This window comes from Janthinobacterium sp. GW821-FHT03A03, assembly GCF_059421435.1.
Genome location: NZ_JBWKUZ010000008.1, coordinates 38,866 through 63,162, shown reverse-complemented (window position 1 = coordinate 63,162; position 24,297 = coordinate 38,866). Strand labels below are relative to the sequence as shown.

At 61.7% G+C, this 24,297-nt stretch carries 22 protein-coding genes and 1 other RNA gene; 5 read left to right on the top strand and 18 right to left on the bottom strand.

All coding sequences use genetic code 11. The features are described from left to right. Positions 1-57: 57 nt before the first annotated feature. The 14 genes from rfaE1 to gyrA all read right to left on the bottom strand — a co-directional run bounded on the left by rfaE1 (position 58) and on the right by gyrA (position 16,224). Positions 58-1,002 carry a D-glycero-beta-D-manno-heptose-7-phosphate kinase gene (rfaE1, locus tag AC07VI_RS16710; RefSeq protein ID WP_086146282.1) on the bottom strand — a complete coding sequence of 315 codons (945 nt, stop codon included), beginning with the start codon at positions 1,000-1,002 and terminating at the stop codon, positions 58-60. Continuing rightward, on the bottom strand, positions 999-2,366 hold the full coding sequence (locus AC07VI_RS16705; protein WP_086146283.1) for a UDP-glucose dehydrogenase family protein: 1,368 nt from the start codon (positions 2,364-2,366) through the stop codon (positions 999-1,001). The genes rfaE1 and AC07VI_RS16705 overlap by 4 nt, the downstream gene beginning before the upstream one ends. A gap of 139 nt (positions 2,367-2,505) precedes the next feature. Then, positions 2,506-3,681 carry a lipopolysaccharide assembly protein LapB gene (gene lapB / locus AC07VI_RS16700; protein WP_086146284.1) on the bottom strand — a complete coding sequence of 392 codons (1,176 nt, stop codon included), beginning with the start codon at positions 3,679-3,681 and terminating at the stop codon, positions 2,506-2,508. A 46-nt stretch (positions 3,682-3,727) separates the two neighbouring features. Further along, a complete protein-coding gene (locus AC07VI_RS16695; RefSeq protein WP_492992897.1) occupies positions 3,728-4,030 on the bottom strand; it encodes a LapA family protein in 303 nt (100 codons plus the stop codon). Positions 4,031-4,271: 241 nt separating this feature from the next. Next, on the bottom strand, positions 4,272-4,577 hold the full coding sequence (locus AC07VI_RS16690) for an integration host factor subunit beta (RefSeq protein WP_008446215.1): 306 nt from the start codon (positions 4,575-4,577) through the stop codon (positions 4,272-4,274). A 20-nt stretch (positions 4,578-4,597) separates the two neighbouring features. After that, the gene (gene rpsA, locus AC07VI_RS16685) at positions 4,598-6,310 is read right to left on the bottom strand and encodes a 30S ribosomal protein S1 (RefSeq protein ID WP_071650172.1); all 1,713 of its coding nucleotides are present in this window, start codon (positions 6,308-6,310) and stop codon (positions 4,598-4,600) included. Positions 6,311-6,428: 118 nt separating this feature from the next. Next, positions 6,429-7,097: a (d)CMP kinase gene (gene cmk / locus AC07VI_RS16680; protein ID WP_086146285.1), complete on the bottom strand. Its 669-nt coding sequence runs from the start codon at positions 7,095-7,097 to the stop codon at positions 6,429-6,431. Between the two features lie 15 nt (positions 7,098-7,112). Next, positions 7,113-8,468: a 3-phosphoshikimate 1-carboxyvinyltransferase gene (gene aroA / locus AC07VI_RS16675; RefSeq protein ID WP_086146286.1), complete on the bottom strand. Its 1,356-nt coding sequence runs from the start codon at positions 8,466-8,468 to the stop codon at positions 7,113-7,115. 15 nt (positions 8,469-8,483) lie between these two features. Continuing rightward, positions 8,484-9,389, bottom strand: coding sequence for a prephenate dehydrogenase (locus tag AC07VI_RS16670; RefSeq protein ID WP_172404771.1), 906 nt, complete (start codon positions 9,387-9,389; stop codon positions 8,484-8,486). Positions 9,390-9,393: 4 nt separating this feature from the next. Next, positions 9,394-10,500 carry a histidinol-phosphate transaminase gene (gene hisC, locus AC07VI_RS16665; protein ID WP_086146287.1) on the bottom strand — a complete coding sequence of 369 codons (1,107 nt, stop codon included), beginning with the start codon at positions 10,498-10,500 and terminating at the stop codon, positions 9,394-9,396. A gap of 90 nt (positions 10,501-10,590) precedes the next feature. After that, positions 10,591-11,661 carry a prephenate dehydratase gene (gene pheA, locus AC07VI_RS16660; protein WP_492992893.1) on the bottom strand — a complete coding sequence of 357 codons (1,071 nt, stop codon included), beginning with the start codon at positions 11,659-11,661 and terminating at the stop codon, positions 10,591-10,593. A gap of 83 nt (positions 11,662-11,744) precedes the next feature. Continuing rightward, complete coding sequence (gene serC, locus AC07VI_RS16655; protein ID WP_086146289.1) at positions 11,745-12,836, bottom strand: 3-phosphoserine/phosphohydroxythreonine transaminase; 1,092 nt, start codon at positions 12,834-12,836, stop codon at positions 11,745-11,747. A gap of 24 nt (positions 12,837-12,860) precedes the next feature. After that, positions 12,861-13,445, bottom strand: coding sequence for a DUF2059 domain-containing protein (locus AC07VI_RS16650; RefSeq protein ID WP_492992892.1), 585 nt, complete (start codon positions 13,443-13,445; stop codon positions 12,861-12,863). Between the two features lie 109 nt (positions 13,446-13,554). Next, on the bottom strand, positions 13,555-16,224 hold the full coding sequence (gene gyrA, locus AC07VI_RS16645; protein WP_086146291.1) for a DNA gyrase subunit A: 2,670 nt from the start codon (positions 16,222-16,224) through the stop codon (positions 13,555-13,557). A gap of 543 nt (positions 16,225-16,767) precedes the next feature. Between gyrA and ompA the strand changes: the two genes are divergently transcribed. The 5 genes from ompA (at position 16,768) to AC07VI_RS16620 (ending at position 20,264) form a co-directional block, all read left to right on the top strand. Further along, the gene (gene ompA / locus AC07VI_RS16640) at positions 16,768-17,478 is read left to right on the top strand and encodes an outer membrane protein OmpA (RefSeq protein WP_086146292.1); all 711 of its coding nucleotides are present in this window, start codon (positions 16,768-16,770) and stop codon (positions 17,476-17,478) included. A 132-nt stretch (positions 17,479-17,610) separates the two neighbouring features. After that, complete coding sequence (gene ubiG, locus AC07VI_RS16635; RefSeq protein WP_086146293.1) at positions 17,611-18,306, top strand: bifunctional 2-polyprenyl-6-hydroxyphenol methylase/3-demethylubiquinol 3-O-methyltransferase UbiG; 696 nt, start codon at positions 17,611-17,613, stop codon at positions 18,304-18,306. Positions 18,307-18,372: 66 nt separating this feature from the next. Beyond that, the gene (locus AC07VI_RS16630; protein ID WP_099374640.1) at positions 18,373-19,077 is read left to right on the top strand and encodes an HAD family hydrolase; all 705 of its coding nucleotides are present in this window, start codon (positions 18,373-18,375) and stop codon (positions 19,075-19,077) included. A 190-nt stretch (positions 19,078-19,267) separates the two neighbouring features. Then, positions 19,268-19,628: a transfer-messenger RNA gene (gene ssrA / locus AC07VI_RS16625) on the top strand. A 333-nt stretch (positions 19,629-19,961) separates the two neighbouring features. After that, positions 19,962-20,264 carry an HNH endonuclease gene (locus AC07VI_RS16620; RefSeq protein WP_086146295.1) on the top strand — a complete coding sequence of 101 codons (303 nt, stop codon included), beginning with the start codon at positions 19,962-19,964 and terminating at the stop codon, positions 20,262-20,264. Between the two features lie 82 nt (positions 20,265-20,346). Here the strand turns inward: AC07VI_RS16620 and AC07VI_RS16615 are convergent, their stop codons facing one another. The 4 genes from AC07VI_RS16615 to AC07VI_RS16600 form a co-directional block, all read right to left on the bottom strand. Beyond that, on the bottom strand, positions 20,347-20,922 hold the full coding sequence (locus tag AC07VI_RS16615) for an SUKH-3 domain-containing protein (RefSeq protein WP_143450653.1): 576 nt from the start codon (positions 20,920-20,922) through the stop codon (positions 20,347-20,349). Between the two features lie 117 nt (positions 20,923-21,039). Next, positions 21,040-21,492, bottom strand: coding sequence for an HD domain-containing protein (locus AC07VI_RS16610; protein ID WP_086146297.1), 453 nt, complete (start codon positions 21,490-21,492; stop codon positions 21,040-21,042). Between the two features lie 24 nt (positions 21,493-21,516). Then, a complete protein-coding gene (locus tag AC07VI_RS16605) occupies positions 21,517-22,311 on the bottom strand; it encodes a hypothetical protein (RefSeq protein WP_492992887.1) in 795 nt (264 codons plus the stop codon). Positions 22,312-22,484: 173 nt separating this feature from the next. Further along, the gene (locus AC07VI_RS16600; protein WP_086146299.1) at positions 22,485-24,086 is read right to left on the bottom strand and encodes a sensor domain-containing diguanylate cyclase; all 1,602 of its coding nucleotides are present in this window, start codon (positions 24,084-24,086) and stop codon (positions 22,485-22,487) included. Positions 24,087-24,297: the final 211 nt, after the last annotated feature.

Here is a 24,297-nt window from a genome sequence, read left to right as displayed (position 1 = left end):
GGAACGGGGGAAAAGCCTGCGCCAGATCAAACGCTGCGGCGCAGGCATTGCAACAAATTACTGGGGGAACAGCTCTTCGCGGGTGACGGTCGCCGTGCCCAGCTTGCCGACGACGATGCCGCCGGCGCGGTTGGCCGTGCGCACGGCATCGCCCAGGTTCATGCCGGCGCCCAGCATGGCCGCCATGGTGGCGATCACCGTGTCGCCGGCGCCCGAGACGTCGAACACTTCGCGCGCATCGGTGGGCATGTGCAGCACTTCGTCAGCCGTGTACAGGCTCATGCCCTCTTCCGAGCGGGTCAGCAGCAAGGCGTCCAGGCCCAGTTGCGCGCGCATCTGCTGGGCGCGCTCCGTAAGCTGCTCTTCCGTGCTCCAGCTGCCGATCACGCGGCGCAGTTCCGCCTTGTTCGGAGTGAGCACTGACGCTCCCGCATAACGGCTGAAATCGTCGCCTTTCGGGTCGACCATGACGATCTTGCCGGCGGCGCGGGCGGCCTTGATCATCTCGGCCACGTTCACCAGGCTGCCCTTGGCGTAATCGGACAGGATCACCACGTTGTAATTAGGCAAGAGGGCGTTAAACTGCGCCAGCTTGTCGCGCAGCACCGTGTCGCTGGGCGCATCCTCGAAATCGATGCGCAGCATCTGTTGCTGGCGGCCGATCACGCGCAGCTTGATGATGGTGGAAATGGCCGCATCGCGCTGCAGATAGCTGTGGATGCCGCTGCCCTCGAGCAGGCGCTCGACCTGGCTGCCGGCCTCGTCGTCGCCCACCACGCCCAGCAAGCTGGTCTTCGCGCCCAGCGCGGCCGCGTTGCGCGCCACGTTGGCCGCGCCGCCCAGGCGCTCCTCGCGCTTTTCGATGCGCACGATGGGCACGGGCGCTTCCGGCGAAATGCGGCTGACATCGCCGAACCAGTAGCGGTCCAGCATCACGTCCCCCACCACCAGCAGTTGCACCTGGGCCAGGGCGGCAATCGCCGTCATGTCGCGGGCGCTCATGCGCGCGTCAGGATCGAGCGGCCGATCCCGTGGTATTCAATGCCCGCCTCGGCCATGACGGCCGGTTCGAACAGGTTACGGCCGTCAAAGATCACGGCCTGCTTCAGGCGCGCCTTGACCTGCTCGAAGTCGGGGCTGCGGAAGGCTTTCCATTCGGTCACGATGACCAGCGCGTCGGCGTCCGTCAGCGCATCCTTCGGGCTGTCGGCAAAGCGCACCTTCGCCAATTGCGCCGGCGTCAGGTCCAGCTGCAGCACGCGGCGCGCCTCGGCCATGGCGACGGGGTCGTACACGGCCACCGTGGCGCCCCGTCCCAGCAAGTCGGCCAGCAGGACGCGGGCCGACGCTTCGCGCATGTCGTCCGTGTTCGGCTTGAACGCCAGTCCCCACACGGCAAAATGCCGGCCCGTCAGGTCTTCGCCGAAGCGAGTGACCACTTTGCCGCCCAGCACCATCTTCTGCTTGTCATTGACGGCTTCGACAGCGCGCAGGATCAGCAATTCCTGGCCGTGGCCGCGCGCCGTGCGCTCGAGCGCCTGCACGTCTTTCGGGAAGCAGGAGCCGCCGTAGCCGCAACCGGCGTACAGGAAGCTGTGGCCGATGCGCGGGTCCGAGCCGATGCCGTGGCGCACGGCCTCGATATCGACGCCCACCTTGTCGGCCAGGTTCGCCAGTTCATTCATGAAGGAAATGCGCGTGGCCAGCATGGCGTTGGCCGCGTATTTCGTGAATTCGGCCGAGCGCACATCCATCCAGTAGGTGCGCTCGTGGTTGCGGTTGAACGGCGCGTACAGGCTTTTCAGCAATTCGCGCGCGCGCTCGCCGTCCGGCGTGGCGTCGACGCCGATGACGATGCGGTCGGGACGCATGAAGTCTTCGACAGCCGCGCCCTCCTTGAGAAACTCCGGGTTCGACGCCACCGAGAACGTGGTGGCCACGCCGCGCGCATCGAGTTCGCCCTGGATGGCGGCGCGCACTTTTTCGGCCGTGCCGACGGGCACGGTCGACTTGTCGACGATGACCTTGAACTCAGTCATGTACTTGCCGATGCCGCGCGCGGCGGCCAGCACGTATTGCAGGTCGGCCGAGCCGTCTTCATCGGGCGGCGTGCCGACGGCGATGAATTGCATCACGCCGTGGGCGGCGGCCGCTTCGACGTCGGTGGAAAAGGTCATGCGCCCGGCGGCGCGGTTGCGCGCGACGACTTCTTCCAGGCCCGGTTCATGGATGGGGATGCCGCCGCTGTTGAGCAGGTCTATCTTCTGTGCGTCGAGGTCGAGGCAAAAGACGTCGTTGCCCAGCTCCGCCAGGCAGGCGCCGGTCACGAGGCCAACATAGCCCGTGCCGATAATGGTGATTTTCATGGTTGTGCCGTATTTGTAATATATATTTCTGACCTGCAAGTGCACAGCACAGGGTTCAGGGCAAGGCGCGGCGCCGAAGACAGTACGAATAGTACGGCGAGGCGCTGCAACGCAGCCATGGGTCCTGTGGTGGGCACGACTAGTTCATGACGTTGAGCTCTTCTGTGCGGCGCGGTGGATACGTTTCCCACTTGTTGCAGCCCGGGCAATGCCAGTAGAACTGGCGCGCCTTGAAGCCGCAGTGGCTGCACTGGTAGCGCGCCAGCTTCTGCGTATAGCCGTGGACGAGGTTTTTCACCATCGACAGCTCGGACCAGATGGCGGCTGGCGCATCCATCATGCGTGCTTCCAGCAGCTTGTCGAGGCCCAGCAGGGTCGGCGTGCGGCGCAGCTCGGCGCTGACCAGCTGTTTCGCCGCTTCCACGCCATCGAGCTCGATGACGGCCTTGAAGACGACTTCGATCAGGTCGATCGACGACGCTTCTTCCAGGTAGGAACGCAGCAGGTTGACGCCTTCCTGCGGACGGCTCAACTTGGTGTACCCGTCCATCAGGCGCTGGGCCACCAGGGCCACGTGCGGCACGCTTTGCTGCTCGACGCGACGCCAGGTGGTCAGCGCCCCTTCCACGTCGCCGCGCGCCAGCAGCACGTCGCCCGTCAGGATGGTGGCGCGCACGCTCTTGCGGTCCGTCTGCAGGGCTTTTTCCAGCAGCGGCATGGCTTCGTCCGGCTTCATGTGCACGAGGGCGTCATGCGCCAGTTCGCAATAGAACTGGGCGATTTCCTTCTGGCGCGCTCCGGCGCCCGATTCCTGCAGGCCCACGGCCGCTTCGATGGCGCGCGGCCACTCCTTTTCGCGCTGGTAGATTTCCAGCAGCGCGCGGCGCGCCTGGGCCGCGTATTGCGTGTCGATCAGGCTGTTGAAGGTTTCCTCGGCGCGGTCCAGCAAGCCCGCCTTCAGGTAATCCATGCCCAGTTCATAGGCGGCGTGGCCCTGCTGTTCCAGCGGCAAGTCCGGGCGCGCCAGCAAGTTCTGGTGCACGCGGATGGCGCGCTCCGTCTCGCCACGGCGGCGGAACAGGTTACCCAACGCAAAATGCATATCGGCCGATTCCGGGTCCAGCTTGACGACTTCGATGAAGGCGTCGATGGCCTTGTCGTGCTGTTCGTTGAGCAGGAAATTCAAGCCCTTGAAGTAATTGCGCGGCAGGCTGCGCGATTCGGACACCAGTTGATGAATGTCAACACGCGCGGCGATCCAGCCCAGCGCGAAAAACACCGGGATACCCAAGAGCCACCAGAGTTCAAAATCCATGCGATTATTTTTATTCGAGTAAGAGAGATAGGAGCGACGGCGGCGCTTACTGCGCGCTCACGCTGTCCGGTTGCGGCTGAACAATGCTGGGCACGCCAACGGTCTGCAGCGCGGCAATGGTGGTTTTTTGCTTGCTCGCTTCGCGGCGGTGACGGAACACGGTCGGCGTCAGGGCCAGCACGCCCAGACTGGCGCCGGCGACAAAAAAGCCCAGCAGCATCAGGACCAGGGGGCCGCGAATTTCATAATTGAGGAAAACATGCAGGTCGACAACCTGCGCGTTCTTCAGCGCAAAACTGAAGAACAGGACGAAAAGAACACAGCCAACGATGGTGGAGATGATTTTCATCGATAGGTCCAGAGTGAACAAAAAAATGCCCGTGCCACATGGCACAAACGTAGAGCGCTGATCAAACCGTAGCGAGCGGCAGCGATTTGCGGCCGAGAAGCGCAACCGTACTTGAGTACGGTGAGCATCGCCGGCCGCAAAGCGCGACGCGCAGCAGGTTTGATCAGTGCTCTACAGCATATTAACAAAAAAAAGCGGCATCCAAGGGACGCCGCTCTTTGTCTCGCCTTCCAGCAGACGATTAATCCTCGATAATCGGTTGCCCGACCATCGCGTCCACCCGTTCGCGCAACTGTTTGCCCGGCTTGAAGTGGGGTACCCGTTTTTCGGGCACCATCACCTTGTCGCCGGATTTCGGGTTGCGGCCGATGCGCGGGGGCCTGCTGTTCAGGGCAAAACTGCCAAAACCGCGGATCTCGATACGTTGACCGGTCGCCAGGGCGTTGGTCATCGCATCGAGAATGGTCTTGACGGCATACTCCGCATCTTTCGCCACCAGCTGAGAATAACGCTCAGCGAGGCGGTTGATCAGCTCGGACTTTGTCATCTGCCAGTATCCGCGAAGTCTTAGTTCTTGTTATCGAACTTAGCTTTCAACAAGGCGCCCAGGCTGGTGGTGCCCGAAGCTGCGTTGTTGTCGGTAGCTGCCATCTTCTGCATGGCTTCCTGGGTTTCAACGTTGTCTTTCGCTTTGATCGACAGTTGGATACCACGGGCTTTGCGGTCGATGTTCAACACCATTGCTTCGACGGTGTCGCCGACTTTCAGGTGCGTACCAGCATCTTCAACGCGGTCGCGCGAGATTTCGGAAGCGCGCAGGTAGCCTTCAACTTCTTCGGACAGTTGGATCACGGCGCCTTTAGGCTCAACCGATTTAACGGTGCCGGTTACCAGCGAGCCTTTGTCGTTCATGGCTGCGAAGTTGTTGAATGGGTCACCTTCCAGTTGCTTGACGCCCAGGGAAACGCGCTCGCGCTCAACGTCGATGGCCAGAACGATGGCTTCCAGTTCGTCACCTTTCTTGAAGCGACGCACGGCTTCTTCGCCGGTTTCGGTCCAGGACAGGTCGGACAGGTGCACCAGACCGTCGATGTTGCCGGCCAGGCCGATGAACACGCCGAAGTCGGTGATCGATTTGATCGCGCCGCGGACTTTGTCACCTTTCTTATGGGTAACACCGAAGTCATCCCATGGGTTGGCTTTGCACTGTTTCATGCCCAGCGAAATACGACGACGCTCTTCGTCGATTTCCAGAACCATGACTTCTACTTCGTCGCCCAGTTGGACAACTTTGTTAGGAGCAACGTTTTTGTTCGTCCAGTCCATTTCGGAAACGTGTACCAGACCTTCGATACCCTGTTCCACTTCAACGAACGCGCCGTAGTCGGTCAGGTTCGTTACTTTACCGAACAGACGGGTGCTTTGTGGGTAACGACGGGACAGACCGGTCCAAGGATCGTCGCCCAGTTGTTTCACGCCCAGCGAAACACGGTTTTTCTCTTGATCGTACTTCAGGACCTTGGCGGTGATTTCCTGGCCAACCGTCAACACTTCCGACGGGTGACGTACACGGCGCCATGCCAGGTCGGTGATGTGCAGCAGGCCATCGATACCGCCCAGATCCACGAACGCGCCGTAGTCGGTGATATTTTTGACGACGCCGGTCACGACCGTGCCTTCTTTCAGCGTTTCCATCAGCTTCTGACGCTCTTCGCCCATCGAAGCTTCGATGACGGCGCGGCGGGACAGAACCACGTTGTTACGCTTGCGGTCCAGTTTGATGACCTTGAATTCGAGGGTCTTGCCTTCGAATGGGGTGGTGTCTTTGACAGGACGGGTATCAACCAGCGAGCCCGGCAGGAATGCGCGGATGCCGTTGGTCAACACGGTCAGACCGCCTTTGACTTTACCATTGACGGTACCGACGACGATTTCGCCCGATTCCATCGCTTTTTCCAGAGCCAGCCACGAAGCCAGACGCTTGGCTTTATCGCGCGACAGGATGGTATCGCCGAAACCGTTTTCCAGCGATTCGATCGCCACGGAAACGAAGTCACCAACTTTGACTTCCAGTTCGCCGTGGTCGTTCTTGAATTCTTCGACAGGGATGAATGCTTCGGATTTGAGGCCGGCGTTGACGATCACGAAATTGTGGTCGAGGCGCACGACTTCAGCGGAAATAACTTCGCCGGAGCGCATATCTTGACGCGACAACGATTCCTCGAAGAGCGCAGCAAAACTTTCCATACCGGTAGATTCGTTAGTTGTAACAGTAGACATAGGGTTCACACAGGTTATCCAGCAGAGATCGCACGATGCGACTTAAACTGGGTTAGGTTTTTGACACACCCGGACAGGCCAGGAGCCGTCAACGGGCACCACATAGCACAACAGCACGCTATTTTGCTACAGCTGCATACCATTTCAACACGGTTTCAACGGCAACATCTGCCGTCATTTCCGACGTATCGAGGACATGCGCCCCTTCCGCGGGGACCAGCGGCGCAATCGCACGGTGAGTATCACGTTCGTCCCGCGCCTGCAAATCCATCAGAAGGTCTTCCATATTAGCAGAAAAACCCTTGTCTATCAATTGCTTGTAGCGCCGTTGCGCGCGCGCCTCGACGCTGGCGGTGAGGAACACCTTCAACTGGGCGTGCGGGAAGATCACCGTGCCCATGTCGCGCCCGTCGGCCACCAGGCCCGGCGTCTTGCGGAAACCCAGCTGCAAACCCACGAGGGCATGGCGAACAGTTGGCAATACGGCAATTTTTGACGCCGTATTGCCCACTTCTTCGGCACGGATCTGCTCGGTGACGTTTTCCTGCGCCAGCAGGATCTCGCCGCCCGCGAAATGGCAGGGCAAATGCTCGGCCAGCTTGGCCAGCGCGTGCTCGTCGCGCAAGTCGGTGCCGCGGCGCAGGGCCGTGAGCGCCGTCAGGCGGTACAGCGCGCCCGAATCGAGGTAATGAAAGCCCAGCTTGTCGGCCACGCGGTGCGCCACCGTGCCCTTGCCGGAAGCGGTAGGGCCGTCGATGGCGATGACTGGGATGGTGGAAGTCGGCATTGTATTATTTATCAATTAAATTAAGGTATCTTTGGCAATCCCCGCAAATGCGGCGAAATACTCGGGGAAGGTCTTGGCCACGCATTTCGGGTCGTTGATGCGCATCTCGTTGCCGCGGCGCGCGGCGCCGTCCAGCGAGGCCAGCGAAAAGCACATGGCCATGCGGTGGTCGTCATAGGTATCGATTGTCGCTGCCTGGATTTCGGCCGGCGGCGTCACGCGCAGGTAGTCCGCGCCCTCTTCCACTTCGGCGCCGAGTTTGCGCAATTCCGTCGCCATGGCAGCCAGGCGGTCCGTTTCCTTCACCCGCCAGCTGGCGATATTGCGCAAGGTGGAGGTGCCGTCCGCGTACAGCGCGGCCACGGCGATCGTCATGGCCGCGTCGGGAATGTGATTAAAGTCCATGTCGACGGCCTTCAGCGCGCCGTTCGACCGGGCCTCGATCCAGTTCTCGCCCATGGTGATGGTCGCGCCCATCTGCTGCAAGGCCTCGACGAAGCGCACGTCGCCCTGGATGCTGTCGCGCCCCACGCCTTCCACGCGCACGGGGCCGCCGCCGATGGCGCCGGCCGCCAGGAAATACGACGCCGACGAAGCGTCGCCTTCCACGTGGATGGTGCCCGGGCTTTGATATTGCTGGCCAGGCTGCACGGTGAACGACTGCCAGCCGTCATGCTCGACCGTCACGCCGAAGCGGCGCATCAGGTTCAGGGTGATTTCGATGTACGGCTTCGAGATCAGCTCGCCCGTGACGTCGATGGTCACCGCATGGTCGCGCGCCATCAGCGGCGCCACCATCAAGAGGGCCGTCAAAAACTGGCTCGACACGTTGCCGCGCACGGCGATGCGCTGCGCGTGGATGTGGCCGCGGCGGATGCGCAGCGGCGGGAAGCCCTGCTCGCCCGTGTATTCGATCTGCGTGCCGACGGCGTTGAGCGCGTCGACCAGGTCGCCGATGGGGCGCTCGTGCATGCGCGACACGCCGTGCAGCGTATAGTCGCCGCCGATCACGGCCAGCGCCGCCGTCAGCGGACGGATGGCCGTGCCGGCGTTGCCCATGAACAGGTCTGCCGCGTGGTGCGGAAACACGCCGCCGCAGCCTTCCACATGGTGCACCTGGTGCGCCGTGGCCGGGTCGCCCGTCAATTCATCCTGCGTCCATTTCACGCCCAGCGACGTCAAGGCCGTGAGCATGACGAAGGTGTCGTCGGAGGCGAGCAGGTCGATGATCTTCGTCGTGCCCCTGGCCAGCGCGGCCAGCAGCAGCACGCGGTTGGAAATGCTCTTCGAGCCGGGCAGACGCACCGTGCCCTCGACGTGCATCACGGGCTTCAAATCGACATGGTGGGGGTAGTGCTTGATCTGGGTCATGCTGGAATCCTTCAATTATTGTGTGGGCGCGGGCGCTTCCGCCGTTTCGATCGCCTCTATCCATTGCTGCCGCGCGTGCTGGGCGTTCGCATACACGCCCTCGATGGCGGCGCCGTCGCTGGCGGCCAGGTGGGCGCGCAAGGTCGTCAACTGCGCCAGGTAGGCGTCCAGTTCGTGCAGCAGCGCCGGCTGGTTGGCCAGGCTGATGTCGCGCCACATTTCCGGCGATGAGCCGGCGATGCGCGTAAAGTCGCGAAAGCCGCTGGCCGCATATTGAAACAGCAGGCCCGCGTGCGGCTTGTTGGCGATGTCGTCGACCAGCGCAAAGGCCAGCAGATGCGGCAGATGGCTGACGGCGGCAAATACCTTGTCATGTTCTTCGGGGCTCAAGGTGTGCAGGATGGCGCCGCAGGCGCGCCAGGCGGCCGCCACGCGCTCGACGTCGGACGCGGCGTTTTCCGCCAGCGGCGTAAGCACCACTTTCTTGCCTTGATATAAATCAATGATGGCGGCGTCGGGGCCATTCGTCTCGCGCCCCGCGATCGGGTGGCCGGGCACGAATTGCGCCACCTTGCCTTTCAACGCCGCGCGCGCTGCCGCCACCACGTCGCTTTTCGTGCTGCCCGCGTCGGTCACGACGGTGCCAGGCTGCAGGTGCGGCGCGATGGATGCGAGGATGGCGCCCGTCTGCGCCACGGGCGCGGCGACCAGCACCAGGTCGGCGCCCGCCATGGCTTGCGCCATGTCGCCGCCGATTTCGTCGATGATGCCCAGTTCGAGCGCGCGCGCCATCGAGGCCGGCGAGCGGCCCATGCCGACCACCGTGGCGACGGCGCCGGCGTGCCGCAAGGCGCGCGCGAACGAGCCGCCGATCAGGCCCACGCCGAAAATGACGACCTTCTTCAGTGCAGGCGTCGTCATATCGTCAGGCCAGCGCTTTCGTCAGCGCGGCGATGAAGATGGCGTTTTCCTGCGGCAGGCCGATGGAAATGCGCAGCCATTGCGGCAAGCCGTAGCTGCCCACCGGGCGCACGATCACGCCCTGCTTGAGCAGCGCCAGGTTGACTCTCGCCCCGGCGCCGTCGTCGTCGCCCACCTTCACCAGCACGAAATTGCCGTGCGACGGCACGTATTCCAGCCCCAGTGCATCGAACGCCTCTGTAAACTGCCGGTAGCCGGCCGCGTTGTTGCGCGCGCTTTGCTCGAGGAAGGCCTTGTCGTTCAGGGCGGCAATCGCCGCGGCCTGCGCCAGCGAATTGACGTTGAACGGCTGGCGGATGCGGTTCATCAGGTCCGTCAGCACCGGCTGGGCGATGGCGAAGCCGATGCGCAGGCCGGCCAGGCCATACGCCTTCGACAGGGTGCGCGACACCACCAGGTTCGGATACTGGCGCACCCACGCCGTCGATTCGTACTGCTCGTCGGCCGAGAGGAATTCATTGTAGGCCTCGTCGAGCACGACGACGACGTGCGCCGGCACTTTTTGCAGGAAGGCTTCGAGCTGCGCCGCCGTCAGGAAGGTGCCGGTCGGGTTGTTCGGGTTGGCGATGAAGACCAGACGCGTGTCGTCGGCAATCGCCGCCGCCATGGCGTCGAGGTCGTGGCCGTAGGCTTGCGCCGGCACGACGACGTGGCGCGCGCCCAGGCCTTGCGTGGCCAGCGCGTACACGGCGAACGAGTACTGCGAGTAGACGACGGACTGGCCGTGCTCGACAAACGCGTGCGCGGCGATTTCCAGGATGTCGTTGCTGCCGTTGCCCAGGGTGATCCAGTCGGCCGGCACGTCATAGCGCTTCGACAGCACGGCCTTCAGGTCGAAGCCGTTGGCGTCCGGGTAGCGGCCCAGGTCATCGATGGCGGCGATCATCGCCTGCTTGGCCGATTCCGGCATGCCGTACGGGTTTTCATTCGACGCCAGCTTGACGATGGCTGCCTCGTCGAGGCCGAATTCGCGCGCGACTTCCGCGATCGGTTTGCCGCTCTGATAAGGGGCGATGGCGCGGACGTATTCTGGACCGATATTTTTAGACATGGTGTTCTTTAAAAGTTGGTGAATGATTGGTGACCCCCACAGCAATGACTGGGACCGGCCCCTGAGGGTCCGATCCCGGCCTTTACCGGGTTACAAACTGACAGGATACGACCCCAGCACCTTGAAAAATGCCGCATTGCTTTGCAGCTCGGCAAGCGCCTGGGCGACGGCAGAGTCGTGCACGTGACCTTCCACATCGACATAGAAATAATACTCCCAGCTGCCCATGCGCGCCGGGCGCGACTCGAAGCGCGTCATCGACACGCCGTGTTTCGCCAGCGGCGCCAGCAACTGGTACACGGCGCCCGCCTTGTTCGGCACGGCCAATACCAGCGAGGTCTGGTCCTTGCCCGACGGCGCCGTCTGCAAGGTGCCCACGACGGCAAAGCGCGTGCGGTTGTGCGGATCGTCCTGGATATGGCCCTTGACCACGCCCAGCTTGTACTGCGCGCCGGCCAGTTCGCTGGCAATCGCCGCCACCGTGCCATCTTCGCCGGCCAAGCGGGCCGCCTCGGCGTTCGAGGCCACGGCGCGGCGCTCGATGTGCGGATAATTCTGGTTCAGCCACACCTGGCACTGCGCCAGCGCCTGCGAATGGGCGCAGATGACGGTGACGCCATCCATGTTGCCGCTCTTCGTCATCAGGCTGTGGTGCACGGCAATCGCCACCTCGCCGCTGATGATGAGGCTCGTCTGCAGCATCATGTCCAGGGTGCGGTTGACGGCGCCTTCCGAGGAATTCTCGATCGGCACCACGCCGAAGTCCGCCGTTCCCGCCTCGGCGGAACGGAATACTTCGTCGATGGACGCGCACGGCAAGCCTTCGACGGCGCTGCCGAACTGCTGGTACACGGCCTGTTCGCTGAAGGTGCCGGCCGGGCCCAAGTAGGCGACAGTCACGCGCTTTTCCAGCGAGCGGCAGGACGACATGATTTCGCGGAAGATGGTCTGCACTTCGCGGTCGCCCATGGGGCCGGGATTGCGCTCGGTCACGCCGCGCAGCACCTGCGCCTCGCGCTCGGGGCGGAACACGGGCGCCTGCGTTTCGGCCTTCACGTGGCCCACTTGCTGGGCGATTTGCGCGCGGCGGTTCAGCAGCTCGAGGATTTGCGCGTCGATCGCATCGATCTGTTCGCGCAGCGGTTTCAATTTATCGGTCATGGTTGGTTTGTTTCGTCAGCTGTACTTCAATCATTGCCGCGCGGCCTGCGCCGGCGGCGGGCCGGCGCGGTCGGTCAAGCGACTCAGCGTCCGGCAAACTCGTTCAGATAATTCACCAGGGCTTGCACGCCCTCGATCGGCATCGCGTTATAGATCGATGCACGCATGCCGCCGACGGACTTGTGGCCCTTCAGTTGCAGCAGGCCGCGCTGCTTGGCGCCGGCCAGGAATGCGTCGTTCAAGCTTTCGTCGCGCAGATAGAACGGGATGGTCATGCGCGAGCGGTATTGCGGGGCGACCCGGTTCTGGTAGAAGTCGTCCGCATCGAGCGCTGCGTACAGCAGCGCCGCCTTGTCAATATTACGCTGTTCCATGGCTGCCACGCCACCCTGGCGTTTGAGCCACTGGAAAACCAGGCCGGCGATATAGATGCCGTACGTGGGCGGCGTGTTGTACATCGACTCATGTTCGGCCACGATGGTCCAGTCGAAAGCGGACGGGCAGATCGGCAGCGCCTTGCCCAGCAAGTCTTCGCGCACGATGACCAGAGTCAGGCCGGCCGGGCCGATATTTTTCTGCGCGCCGCCAAAAATGACGCCGTATTGCGATACGTCAATAACGCGCGACAAAATATGCGACGACATGTCGGCCACGATGGTGGTGCCGGCCGGCACGGCCGGCACCTGCTGGAATTCCACGCCATCGATGGTTTCATTGGTGCAGATATGCAGGTAGGCGGCGCCGGGCGTCAGCTGCCATTCGGCGACGGGCGGCACGCCCGTGAAATGGGCGGCCTTGGACGACGCGGCCACGTTCACGTTGGCATACTTGGCCGCTTCCTGGATCGACTTGCCCGACCACGAGCCCGTGTGCACGAAGTCGATGGTGGCCGGCTGCTGCGCGGCCAGGCCCACCAGATTCATGGGAATGATGGCGTTCTCGCCCAGGCCACCGCCCTGCAGGAACAGGATCTTGTAGTTCTCGGGCACGGCCAGCAGTTCGCGCAGGTCGGCCACGGCCTGCTTGTAGATGGAAATGAATTCGGGACCACGGTGGCTCATTTCCATCACCGACATGCCGCTGCCATGCCAGTCCAGCATCTCGGCCGCCGCTTGCGCCAGCACTTCCTTGGGCAGGACGGCGGGGCCGGCGGAGAAGTTGTAGATATGGGTCACGATACGGTCCTTAATAAGATGGAGTTATTGGGGCGGCTGCGTGGCCGCCCGCATGACCTGGTCAAGCACGGCGTTCACGCGCGGGATCAGCACGCGCTGGCTGATGGCCATCGACTCGGCCGACAGCTGCGGCATGGTGGCCAGCATCTTGCGGCCCAGCGGCGTCTTGTAGAAGACCGTCAGCTGGTCGACTTCCTGCACCGTATAAAAACGCGCGTACAGGGGCACCATTTCGGCGCCCAGCTCGTCGATCAGGGTCGGGTCGGCCAGCACCTGCGTCAGGGTGGCGATGGCGACGGGGATTTCTTCCTCGGCGCTGGCCAGCGCGCGCGCCTTGCGCTGTTCGTCCAGCTTCGGGTTGCTGCTGATTTGCTGCAGGGCCGACTGGCGTATCATGGCCGGCACCGATTGCAGCATCTGGTCGAAGATGCTGCGCGTGAGCTGCGGGAACTGCATCGCGTCGAGCATGCGCCGCACGGCCACCTTCATGGCGGGGCTGGGCGCGGCCTGGCGGGCGGGCGTCGCTTGCGCGGACTGCGCCAGGGCCGGCAGGGTGGCAAGAAAGGCCAGCGAAAACGCGGCGAAGAAGGTGGCGACGATTTTTCTCATGGCATGCGGGACTTTACAAAAAGCGGGAAAACTACCTGGGGATACGCAGGCTGGCGCCGCAACTGGCACGCCAACAGCAATTGGGGCTCCCGAAAGAGCCCCAATCATCTTACTCCGGCTGGGCCGGATCAACCGGATCGGCCACTGCCGGCGCGGCGTCCGTGCCCGCTTCCGTCGTCAGCTCGACTTCGTCGATATCCGTCTCCACCACGCGCTGCAGGCCGGACAGCTTGGTGCCGTCTTCCACGGCGATCAGGGTCACGCCCTGCGTCGCGCGGCCCATTTCGCGGATTTCCGACACGCGGGTGCGGATCAACACGCCGCCGGTGGTGATCAGCATGATTTCATCGCTGGCGTCGACCAGGGTCGCGGCAACCACTTTACCGTTGCGCTCGCTGGTCTGGATGGCGATCATGCCTTTCGTGCCACGTCCATGGCGCGTGTACTCAAGAATCGGCGTGCGCTTGCCATAGCCGTTTTCCGTGGCCGTCAGCACCGACTGCTGCTCGTTCTCGGCCACCAGCAGGGCGATCACGTGCTGGCCCTCTTCCAGGTTCATGCCGCGCACGCCGCGCGCCGTGCGGCCCATCGGACGCACGTCGTTTTCGTCGAAGCGCACTGCCTTGCCCGAATCGGAGAACAGCATTACGTCGTGCTGGCCGTCCGTCAGCGCGGCGCCGATCAGGAAGTCGCCGTCGTCCAGGTCGACCGCGATGATGCCGGCCTTGCGCGGATTGCTGAAGTCCTTCAGCGGCGTCTTTTTCACGGTGCCGAGGCTGGTCGACATGAACACGTAATGGTCTTCCGGGAAGGTGCGGTTCTCGCCCGACAGCGGCAGGATCACGGTGATCTTTTCGTTGTCCTGCAGCGGGAACATGTTGACGATCGGCTTGCCGCGCGAATTGCGCGAGCCTTGCGGCACTTCCCACACCTTCAGCCAGTACATGCGGCCACGGTCCGAGAAGCACAGGATGTAGTCGTGCGTATTGGCGATGAACAGCTGGTCGATCCAGTCTTCCTCTTTGGTCGCCATGGCCTGCTTGCCGCGGCCGCCGCGCTTCTGCGCGCGGTATTCGGAAATCGGCTGCGCCTTCATGTAGCCGGTGTGCGACAGGGTCACGACCATGTCCTGCGGCGTGATCAGGTCTTCCGTTTCCAGGTCGGTCGCATTCAACTCGATCTGCGAGCGGCGCACGTCCTTGTTGCCGGCGCCGTATTCGTTCTTCGCCACGTTCATTTCATCGGTGATGATGATGGTGACGCGCTCCGGCTTGGCCAGGATGTCGAGCAAGTCGGCGATGTGTGCCATGACTTCCTTGTACTCGTTGACGATCTTGTCCTGCTCCAGGCCCGTCAGGCGTTGCAGACGCATCTGCAGGATCTCTTGCGCCTGGTCGTCCGACAGCTTGTACAGGCCGTCGGCCTGCATGCCATAGTGCTTCGGCAGGTTTTCCGGACGGTAGGCGTCCACGCCGCCCGGCGTCGTGCCGTCGCCCGTGCGGGCCAGCATTTCGCGCACCACGGACGAATCCCATGGACGGGCCATCAGCTCGACCTTGGCGATCGGCGGCGTCGGCGCGGCCTTGATGATGGCGATGAAGTCATCGATGTTGGCCAGCGCCACTGCCAGGCCTTCGAGCACGTGGCCGCGTTCGCGCGCCTTGCGCAGTTCGAACACGGTGCGGCGCGTAACCACTTCGCGGCGGTGCGACAGGAAGCATTGCAGCATCTGCTTGAGGTTCAGCAGTTTCGGCTGGCCATCGACCAGCGCCACCATGTTCATGCCGAAGGTGTCTTGCAGCTGGGTCTGCTTGTACAGGTTGTTCAGCACAACTTCCGGCACTTCGCCCCGTTTCAGCTCGATCACCACGCGCATGCCCGACTTGTCGGACTCGTCGCGGATGTCGGAAATGCCGTCCAGCTTTTTGTCGCGCACGTTTTCGGCGATGCGTTCCAGCAAGGATTTCTTGTTGACCTGGAATGGCAGCTCGTCGACGATGATGGCGATGCGGCCGCCGTCCTTGCCGTATTCCTCGAAGTGCGTCTTGGCGCGCATGACCACGCGGCCGCGGCCCGTACGGTAGCCATCGCGCACGCCGGACACGCCGTAGATGATGCCGGCGGTCGGGAAATCGGGCGCCGGAATGATCTCGATCAATTCATCGATCGTGCAGTCCGGATTGCGCAGCACGTGCAGGGCGCCGTCGATCACTTCGGTGATGTTGTGTGGCGGAATGTTCGTCGCCATGCCGACCGCGATGCCGGACGAGCCGTTGATCAGCAGGTTCGGGATACGCGTCGGCAAGACCGTCGGTTCCTTTTCCTTGCCGTCGTAGTTGGGCTGGAAATCGACGGTGTCCTTGTCGATATCGGCCAGCAGCTCGCTGGCGATCTTGTCCAGGCGGCACTCGGTGTAACGCATGGCCGCGGCGCCGTCGCCGTCGACGGAACCGAAGTTACCCTGGCCATCGACGAGCATGTAGCGCAGCGAGAAATCCTGCGCCATGCGCACCAAGGTGTCGTAGATCGAGGCGTCGCCGTGGGGATGGTACTTACCCATGGTTTCGCCGACCACGCGGGCGCACTTGACGTAAGGGCGGTTCCACACGTTGTTCATTTCATGCATCGCGAACAAGACGCGGCGGTGCACTGGCTTCAAGCCATCGCGCGCATCCGGCAAGGCGCGCCCGACGATCACGCTCATGGCGTAATCGAGGTAACTCTTGCGCATCTCTTCTTCGAGGGAAATAGGAATTGTTTCTTTTGCGAATTGATCCATTGGCGGTTCGACTGATCTCAGGCTGTGGTTAACTTATCTGTTACGCAATGTATGACGCAATACTGCATATCCTGGGTGGCTGTCGTCGTGGATGCAGCGCCGCCACGGGCATTTGCTTCACACTATTGACAGTCAAGCGCACGATTTTAGCATGCGCGCCCTGCTACCTGTACAAATTGGCCAGACCGGCAAGATTGCCACTTTGCGCCGGAGGCGTGCGCGCCGGCATGTCGTTAATGCACAATGGCAATACCAGTTCAAGTCGCCTGCCCTTAAAAGAGGCAAAAAAAGCGATCATTTGTTACAGACGCGTTACAAATGAGCATTTTCGTTGCGCAAAAACAACGTGCGGTCTAAAATCGGGCAAGCTTTGATTTAACCACGGTCGTGCGCCCCTGATGCGTGTGGCAAAATGACTGGGAAGTTAATTGCTAGTTTCGCAATCTGAAACGAGCGCATATGGTCTACATGATAAAATCTTGGCACGTAGCACCAGTAGCGCAGTGTTGTTCTGCGGATATCACCCCCCGAAAGGAAAAAAGAATGAATAAATTTGTAACGCTGTTTTTCGCTGCATCCGCAGTGATTGCTGGCTCGGCTTCGGCCCAAACCCCAACCTCCCCACCGTTCGCGCCAGTTACCACTGACATCAAAGCACCAAGCCCAAAAAGCGCTTATGTGCAAGATGCCCGCGGCGTCATCGTGCGTGATCCATTCGGCCTGTGCTGGCGTACCGGCTACTGGACACCAGCTGACGCGGTGCCAGGTTGCGACGTTCCCCTGTGCGTAGAGCCAGAAACTCTGCAAGACGGCAAATGCGTGGCCCCACCTCCGCCAGCAGTGCCAGCACCGGCACCAGTCGTCGTTGCGCCAGTACCAGTCGTCGTTGCTCCTACCTCGGAAAAAGTCAGCTTCGCTGCTGATGCATTCTTCGATTTCGACAAAGCTACGCTGAAGCCAGAAGGCAAAGCCAAGCTGGACGAGCTGTCCGCACAACTGGGCGGCATCAACCTGGAAGTCATCATCGCTGTGGGTCACACCGACTCCGTCGGCACCGATGCTTACAACCAAAAACTGTCGGTACGTCGTGCTGATGCTGTCAAAGCCTACCTGGTCACCAAAGGCGTTGAAAGCAACCGCGTGTACACCGAAGGCAAAGGCGAGAAGCAACCTGTTGCTGACAACAAAACTGCCGAAGGCCGTGCGAAAAACCGTCGCGTGGAAATCGAAGTTGTTGGTACCCGCAACAAGTAATTGCTGAACGCTGGCCTGGGACTTGCCGCGAGTCATCGCGCAAGTCAAGGACAGCATGAAAAACCCCGCCCAGGCGGGGTTTTTTTTCGTCCGTGGCTGCCCGATTGTGAAATTGCCGCTATTATTCGACCTATGAACGCCGACCCTCTTGAAATCCAAAAATTCAGTGAGCTGGCCCACCGCTGGTGGGACCCCACTTCCGAGTTTCGTCCCCTGCACGAAATTAACCCCCTGCGCCTGGAATGGATCAACGCGAAGGTGCCGCTGGCCGGCAAGCGCGTGATCGACATCGGCTGCGGCGGCGGCATCCTGGCCGAATCGATGGCCCGCAAGGGCGCCGACGTGACGGGCATCGACCTGTCCGACAAGGCCTTGAAAGTTGCCGACCTGCACAGCCTGGAATCGGGCGCCAAGGTGCGCTACAAGCTGATCGCCGCCGAAGCCATGGCCGATGAAGAGCCGGGCCAGTACGACGTCGTCACCTGCATGGAAATGCTCGAGCACGTGCCGGACCCCGCCGCCATCGTCAAGGCTTGCGCGGCGCTGGTAAAACCGGGCGGCCACGTCTTCCTGTCGACCCTGAACCGCAACCCGAAAGCCTATCTGTTTGCCATCCTGGGGGCCGAATACCTGCTGCGCCTGCTGCCGAAAGGCACGCACGACTACGACAAATTCATCACCCCGGCCGAATTGTCGCAATACATACGCAGCGCCGGCCTCGATGTCAATAGCATGCGCGGCATGGGCTACAATCCATTGACCAAAATTTACTCACTTAATAGCGATACCAGCGTCAATTACCTGGTGGCCTGCACCCGGCCCCTGTAATCCACGCGCGTAACAAAAGGCGGCTGCGGCCGCCATTTTTCATGCTCTTTCACCACCTCAGCCATCATGACCACTGACCACCTGCCAGCACCGCGCGCCATCCTGTTCGACCTCGACGGCACCCTGGCCGATACCGCGCCCGACCTGGCGGCGGCCATCAACCTGCTGCGCACACGCGCCGGCCTGGAGCCGACCCCGTACGAAGTGCTGCGCCCCACGGCCTCGGCCGGCGCGCGCGGCATGATAGGCGCGTCGTATGGCGTCCACCCGGGTGAAAGCGGCTATGAAGCCCTGAAGGACGGCTTCCTGAACAACTATGAAGCGGCCCTGGCCGTGGAAAGCCGCTTGTTCGACGGCATCCCCCTTCTACTCGACGGCTTGAACAGCCTGGGCCTGGCCTGGGGCGTCGTCACCAACAAGGCCGCCCGCTTCACGGACCCGCTGGTGGGCCAGATCGGCCTGGGCGCGGCCGGCTGCGTGATCTCGGGCGACACCATGGCGCACCCGAAACCGCACCCCGCTCCCCTGCTGGAAGCGGCGCGCCGCCTGGACCTGGCCCCGCAGGACTGCTGGTACGTGGGCGACGACCTGCGCGACATCCAGGCCGGCCGCGCCGCCGGCATGCGCACGGTGGCCTGCGCCTGGGGCTACTGCGGCCCCGTCGAGCCGCAGCACTGGAACGCCGACCATTTGCTGGACACGCCGCAAGCGTTGCTGGAACTGGTGACCGGCGTGGTGAAGGCGGCGCAGGAGCGGCAGCTGGCCGCCTGAAAACTTGTCTTGCAGACTAATGCGGCCGCAAACACCTGCCCAGGCCAACAACGAAAACCTGGGGTCTGCCGCCAGCACTTTGCTTTATGGGCCAAGACTCAAGTATGACGACTTCGGTGCCATTGCCTCGTTCCTTATCGCGAATGCATCATGCAAGAGTGTGAAGTTTGCGCTACAATGAAGGTTCTGTGGGGACGACCTGGTTTCGACGTGGGTTGCAAAGCAGCGCAGGGCATACCGAGGGCTGGCTACCTCGTAAATACAACCAGAAAAAACTTAACTGCAAACGATAACTCGTACGCACTGGCAGCTTAATCGCTGTTAGCTCTAGAACACCTCGTCCCTGGGGTGGGCCGTCAAAAGCTCTAGAGTCATTTACAGGGACTCGTCGTATGCTGGGTTACTTAGCGTCCGACTAAATAATAGGTAACTCGCTTGCCCATAACGTGCACATCCGTGCTGGCTGAGTTAAATTAAATGATAGTGCTAAGTATGTAGAACTGTCTGTAGAGTGCTTGCGGACGCGGGTTCGATTCCCGCCGTCTCCACCACTGAATAAATGAAAAGGGCTTCCCCGTTTTGGCGGGGAGGCCCTTTTTATTTATTCCATGCATGCAGAACGCGGGCAGCGCATGCGCGTCCGGAACGGGCGCGGGGGTTTTGCGGGACTTCGGCGAGCGCAACTCGGCGCCGCAACACCGGGTTGCGCTTGCAAGCGCAACCCTCTCCGATTCTTCCGGCTAGCTCTTGCGCCGCAGGCGGTTTTTCCTAACGACAACCTTAGCGGCTCAGGCTGTGTGCGAATGCCGAGCCTGCCCCTCGCTCCTCGCTCCATCAGGGGCCAATGATATAGTGGCGGGAATGTATACATTGAAGGAAACTGCATGAAAAACGACGTAACTGCTCGCCCGCAAGCAACCCAGGCACCTGCCAGACTCAGCAAAGGGGACTTCGTCACCGCACTGCGCAAGCTGCTGCAAGAAGCAGGAAAGACCGGCAAGGCCAGCGTGGACGTACGCGCTGCGACCCTGCACACCGACGTTGGCGTTTATCCCGCGCGCGGCCACTCGATGCCGACCTGTTGCACGGTGATGTACGAGGAGATGCAGCCGGGTGACGAGATACTGCTGACGCCAACCGGCGGCAAAGGACCTATGCTGCTGGTACGGTATAAATTCCCGCGCTGAAAATCGCAGTCTTACGCTACTGGCGGCGATTCAGAACCCTAATCGGTTCCGCCCGCTTCCGCCCCCCCGGGCGGATGCTGACTTAGACCTGGTATGCGTCCTTTGAAATTGTGGCGCCGTATGAATAGCCGCAAAGCAAACGACGCATCAGCTCTCCGAAATTCTGCGGACCTTGGTATAGCTGACCGTCAGGATCGGTAAATACATAATAGGTCCCGTCAGTACCGACTGACAAGATCATGTGCTCATGGTGGGCTGATGCAAATGCGACAACCTCGCCAATGTGTTCTGCCCAAGCTTGAAACAGACCGCAACGAAGATGCTCGTAAAAGCGCACGTCGCTCGATGCCATTTCTGTTCCTGAACCACATGTGCCTACAGTCAACCCTCCGAACTCATCAACTATTTGATTGGCGATGGCATAGGCAGACGCTGGCGTCTTGCCTGGCGGGGCTAGACTCTTCGGTCCGTTCCAGCCGGCCTCTCGAAAGGCGGGCTCTATTAGCTTCGGTATCTCCAGCATGCTCAGTTTAAAAAGGTTGTCGATTGAATCCGCAGCCGACAGCTGCCGTTGCGGGTTGATTGCATGCATTTTGCCAGAGAATCCCGGCACGTTCGCAAAGGAACATGCACATTCGACAATTTTTCCACTATGCATTTCTGGTCATTGCGGAGTATCAAACATCCTAGCGTTACGGAAAATGTATGCGGGCGTTGCCGCCGCTTGTAGCCATGGCCTTGAGCCAGCGCAAGGATGCGCCGCACCATCTTAAAATTAAGAAATATCCCCCCTTAAATACCCGATCGCCCGCCGATATTTCTCTATCCTCTCCAGATCCTTTGGCCTCGGCTCCCCTATCCTCGACAAGTCGCTGTTTTCCGCCAGGTCAGCCAGCTTGACGGCCTTGCCGAGCGGGTCCAGGGCCGCGCGGGCGATGAAAGCCTCGTACGACTCGCCCTCGACCTTGGTCACGGCGCGCACGCCGTCGATGACGTCCTGGGAAAATCCTGCGCGCGCCAGGTCGTCGAAGGTGACTTTGCCGTCGCTGTCTTCCACCACGTCATGCAGCACGGCGACGATCTGCTCGGCGCCGGGGGCGACGCGCAGCATGACGCGCAAGGGGTGGAGTATATAGGGCGCGCCCCCCTTGTCCGTCTGGCCCGCATGCGTGGCGGCGGCGATTTGAATGGCGCGCTCCAGCGTGCCGCCTCTTGCGTGTTCACTCATGTTCACTCCTTGTTCACTCTTTGTTCACGCCACTTTGATTGATGTGTCCGCAGCACGCCAGCCGCGGCGCTGCAGATGGCAGACGCTGCCGCACAGCAGGGCGGGCAGCAATAAATTGACGACCGGTATCAACATCAGCAAACACAGCAGCAGTCCCAGCGCAAAGATCGCCGGGCGCTGTGCGCGGCGCAGCGCCGCTTGCTGTTCCACGCTGAGCACCTCTTCGGCCGCCGCGCCGTAGATCGCCTGGACGTTCCAGGCAAGCAAGTACGAAATCAGCACGCACATGGCCCATACGGGGATCAGCAGGGAGAGCGGCAGCAACAGGCGCCGCCACCAGGCAGGGCGCGCGGCGGACAGCTCCAGGCCGGTTGGCGCCTGCCAGCCGGCATAGCGGCGCGCCGCCACCGTCCTTGCGCGTTCCAGCAGGAGCCAGCGCAGCGGCAAGCGCGCCGTGCCGATGGCGCCGACGATAAAGACCATGACATAGAACAAGGTGGCCAGCGCCAGCAACGCCAGGGCGATCTGGCCGATCGACAACAGGGCTTGGGCGGCGCTGCCCAGGCTGCCGGCGATATTGCCCATCTGCGAGAGCGTGGCAGGCCCGTTGGCCAGGGGCCCGACGCCATCCATCACGCCCAGGCCCAGCAAGCCGGTGACGGACACCTGCGCCAGCACGGCGCTCAGCTCGACAAAGAATCGGCCGAAATAGCCGTACAATCCCAGCCACAGCGCGACGACCGCCATGCACCACAGCGCGGAACGCCACCACAGCCCGGCATGGCGCGCATCGCGCAATCCCAGGCCCACGCATGTCAAGGCTTCGCGCTAGGCAAATAAGCAGGTGTGCAATGTCGGTATCACGCTGGCGCGCACTCCGCGATGAAGGGGCGGACACGTCGATCCGGATATTGCCGATTGTACATGGATCAGGCAGGCGCACGCGCCACGCAGGACAAGGCAGGCGCAGCCGCGTCAACCGTCAATGATGGCTAGCGAAATGCAAATACACTCGCAGCCCGCCCCGCACTCTCGCAGGAAGAGGCATGGCAGACCTGGTTTCTCCCGGACGACTTGGCGTCATACAATGCCAGGTCAGCGAGTTCGATGAGCTCGACTGGCTGGTTTTCCAGATGCGACGGTATAAAAGCCGCCACGCCGACACTGACCGTCACCACGCCCGGGGGACTGCCCCGATGGTCGATGCCCAGCGATTGCACGGCATGGCGTATGCTTTCCGCCACCACCAATGCGCCCGGTAAATCCGTACCGGGCAACAAAATGACCATTTCCTCGCCACCGTAGCGCGCCGCAAGGTCGCCGGGCCGGCGCATGCTGTAGGCCACCACTTTGCCGATCTTTCTCAGGCACTCGTCGCCGGCCACATGGCCATACAGGTCGTTGTATTGCTTGAAGAAGTCGACATCGATCAACACCAGCCCAAGCGGGTTGCCTTCACGCTGAGCACGACTGAATTCGGCGAGCAGCGTCTGGTCGAAGTGGCGCCGGTTTGCCAGCCCCGTCAATCCATCCTGGCTGGCAAGCCGGGCCAGGGTTTCATTGATCAATTCCAGTTCGTTGCGCGCCTCGACCAGTCCCGCCTCGCTTTTTACCCGCAACCCGATTTGCCGCACCATGCGGTAACCGATGAATGCAATCAGCAGCACCATTACCCCGCCCACGGCGTTCTGCAGCACCGTATCGAGACGCCACGCAGCGAGGACTTCATCCTGTGACAAGGCGGCAGAGACCACCAGCGGGTATTCGCTGATTCGTCGATAGCTGTTGATGCGCGTCACGCCATCGACGCGCGACCTGAACACGGCGGTGCCAACGGGACTTTTGGGCAAATAATCATGAAATAAGGGAAACTGCGAAAGATCGCGCCCCAGCATGCTTTCATCAAACGGCCTTCGCAATAAAAGAATGCCATTGCCATTTGCAATAAAAATGGCGCCTTTTTCTCCTATTGAAAAGCGTTCGTAAAACTGCCTGAAATAACGCATATTGATGGTCGCCAGCGCCACGCCGCCGAAGCTGCCGTCAGGTAAATTGATACGCCGCGATACCGTTACTATCCAGTCCCCCGTCGATTTGCTGCGCACGGGCGGGCCGACATAAGGGCCGCGATCGCCATGCGTTCGATGGTAGTTGAAATATTCCCGATCGGAATTGTTCAGATGGTTCAACAGCGTCTTCTGGGAGTTCACCAGCCAGCTGCCATCGCTGGCATAGACGAAGATGCCATGCAGCTGCGGCAGCTCGGCTACGCGGGCGGCCAGCAATTTATGCATACGCGCCAGTTCAGGTTCGGAGGTACCGTCAACCTCCATCCGCTCCACCAGGCCGACCAGTACCGTATCGGCCGCCTTGATCGTGTCATAAGCGTGCTGGGCGACAGCCTGCGCCAGGTTGGCGCTTTCACGGGCCGCTTCATGCAATTGCACTTCCCGCGCGCGCAAGGTCATCCATAACTGCAGCGCCAGCAGCGACAGGCACACCAGCACGACAAATGAGATAGCCAGCGGCAACAAGGAGAAACCCCGGAAGCGCCCCCTCGGCAATCGCGGCGACAGGCTAGGCGACCTGATCATGGCTACGCTCCCATTTTGATATTCAGCAAAGTGTGCACGAAATAGGCAGCAACATAGTCACACATCGTCACGAAAGATGCAAAAAAGTTACGGCATCACTTGCCGGGCAAGGCGCTCTCTCCGCCACGGCATCGGCGGCCCCGTTCCTATTCACAATGGTTTGCGCTGGCGCAATCACGGATGGAACGGATGCGAAACAATGCCAGTTCCC

What these genes read in the sequence shown, in the direction of transcription:
- rfaE1 (WP_086146282.1), bottom strand. Translation starts at nt 1,002, where the DNA reads ATGAGCGCCCGCGACATGACGGCGATTGCCGCCCTGGCCCAGGTGCAA.
- AC07VI_RS16705 (WP_086146283.1), bottom strand. Translation starts at nt 2,366, where the DNA reads ATGAAAATCACCATTATCGGCACGGGCTATGTTGGCCTCGTGACCGGC.
- lapB (WP_086146284.1), bottom strand. Translation starts at nt 3,681, where the DNA reads ATGGATTTTGAACTCTGGTGGCTCTTGGGTATCCCGGTGTTTTTCGCG.
- AC07VI_RS16695 (WP_492992897.1), bottom strand. Translation starts at nt 4,030, where the DNA reads ATGAAAATCATCTCCACCATCGTTGGCTGTGTTCTTTTCGTCCTGTTC.
- AC07VI_RS16690 (WP_008446215.1), bottom strand. Translation starts at nt 4,577, where the DNA reads ATGACAAAGTCCGAGCTGATCAACCGCCTCGCTGAGCGTTATTCTCAG.
- rpsA (WP_071650172.1), bottom strand. Translation starts at nt 6,310, where the DNA reads ATGTCTACTGTTACAACTAACGAATCTACCGGTATGGAAAGTTTTGCT.
- cmk (WP_086146285.1), bottom strand. Translation starts at nt 7,097, where the DNA reads ATGCCGACTTCCACCATCCCAGTCATCGCCATCGACGGCCCTACCGCT.
- aroA (WP_086146286.1), bottom strand. Translation starts at nt 8,468, where the DNA reads ATGACCCAGATCAAGCACTACCCCCACCATGTCGATTTGAAGCCCGTG.
- AC07VI_RS16670 (WP_172404771.1), bottom strand. Translation starts at nt 9,389, where the DNA reads ATGACGACGCCTGCACTGAAGAAGGTCGTCATTTTCGGCGTGGGCCTG.
- hisC (WP_086146287.1), bottom strand. Translation starts at nt 10,500, where the DNA reads ATGTCTAAAAATATCGGTCCAGAATACGTCCGCGCCATCGCCCCTTAT.
- pheA (WP_492992893.1), bottom strand. Translation starts at nt 11,661, where the DNA reads ATGACCGATAAATTGAAACCGCTGCGCGAACAGATCGATGCGATCGAC.
- AC07VI_RS16650 (WP_492992892.1), bottom strand. Translation starts at nt 13,445, where the DNA reads ATGAGAAAAATCGTCGCCACCTTCTTCGCCGCGTTTTCGCTGGCCTTT.
- gyrA (WP_086146291.1), bottom strand. Translation starts at nt 16,224, where the DNA reads ATGGATCAATTCGCAAAAGAAACAATTCCTATTTCCCTCGAAGAAGAG.
- ompA (WP_086146292.1), top strand. Translation starts at nt 16,768, where the DNA reads ATGAATAAATTTGTAACGCTGTTTTTCGCTGCATCCGCAGTGATTGCT.
- ubiG (WP_086146293.1), top strand. Translation starts at nt 17,611, where the DNA reads ATGAACGCCGACCCTCTTGAAATCCAAAAATTCAGTGAGCTGGCCCAC.
- AC07VI_RS16630 (WP_099374640.1), top strand. Translation starts at nt 18,373, where the DNA reads ATGACCACTGACCACCTGCCAGCACCGCGCGCCATCCTGTTCGACCTC.
- AC07VI_RS16620 (WP_086146295.1), top strand. Translation starts at nt 19,962, where the DNA reads ATGAAAAACGACGTAACTGCTCGCCCGCAAGCAACCCAGGCACCTGCC.
- AC07VI_RS16615 (WP_143450653.1), bottom strand. Translation starts at nt 20,922, where the DNA reads ATGCATAGTGGAAAAATTGTCGAATGTGCATGTTCCTTTGCGAACGTG.
- AC07VI_RS16610 (WP_086146297.1), bottom strand. Translation starts at nt 21,492, where the DNA reads ATGAGTGAACACGCAAGAGGCGGCACGCTGGAGCGCGCCATTCAAATC.
- AC07VI_RS16600 (WP_086146299.1), bottom strand. Translation starts at nt 24,086, where the DNA reads ATGATCAGGTCGCCTAGCCTGTCGCCGCGATTGCCGAGGGGGCGCTTC.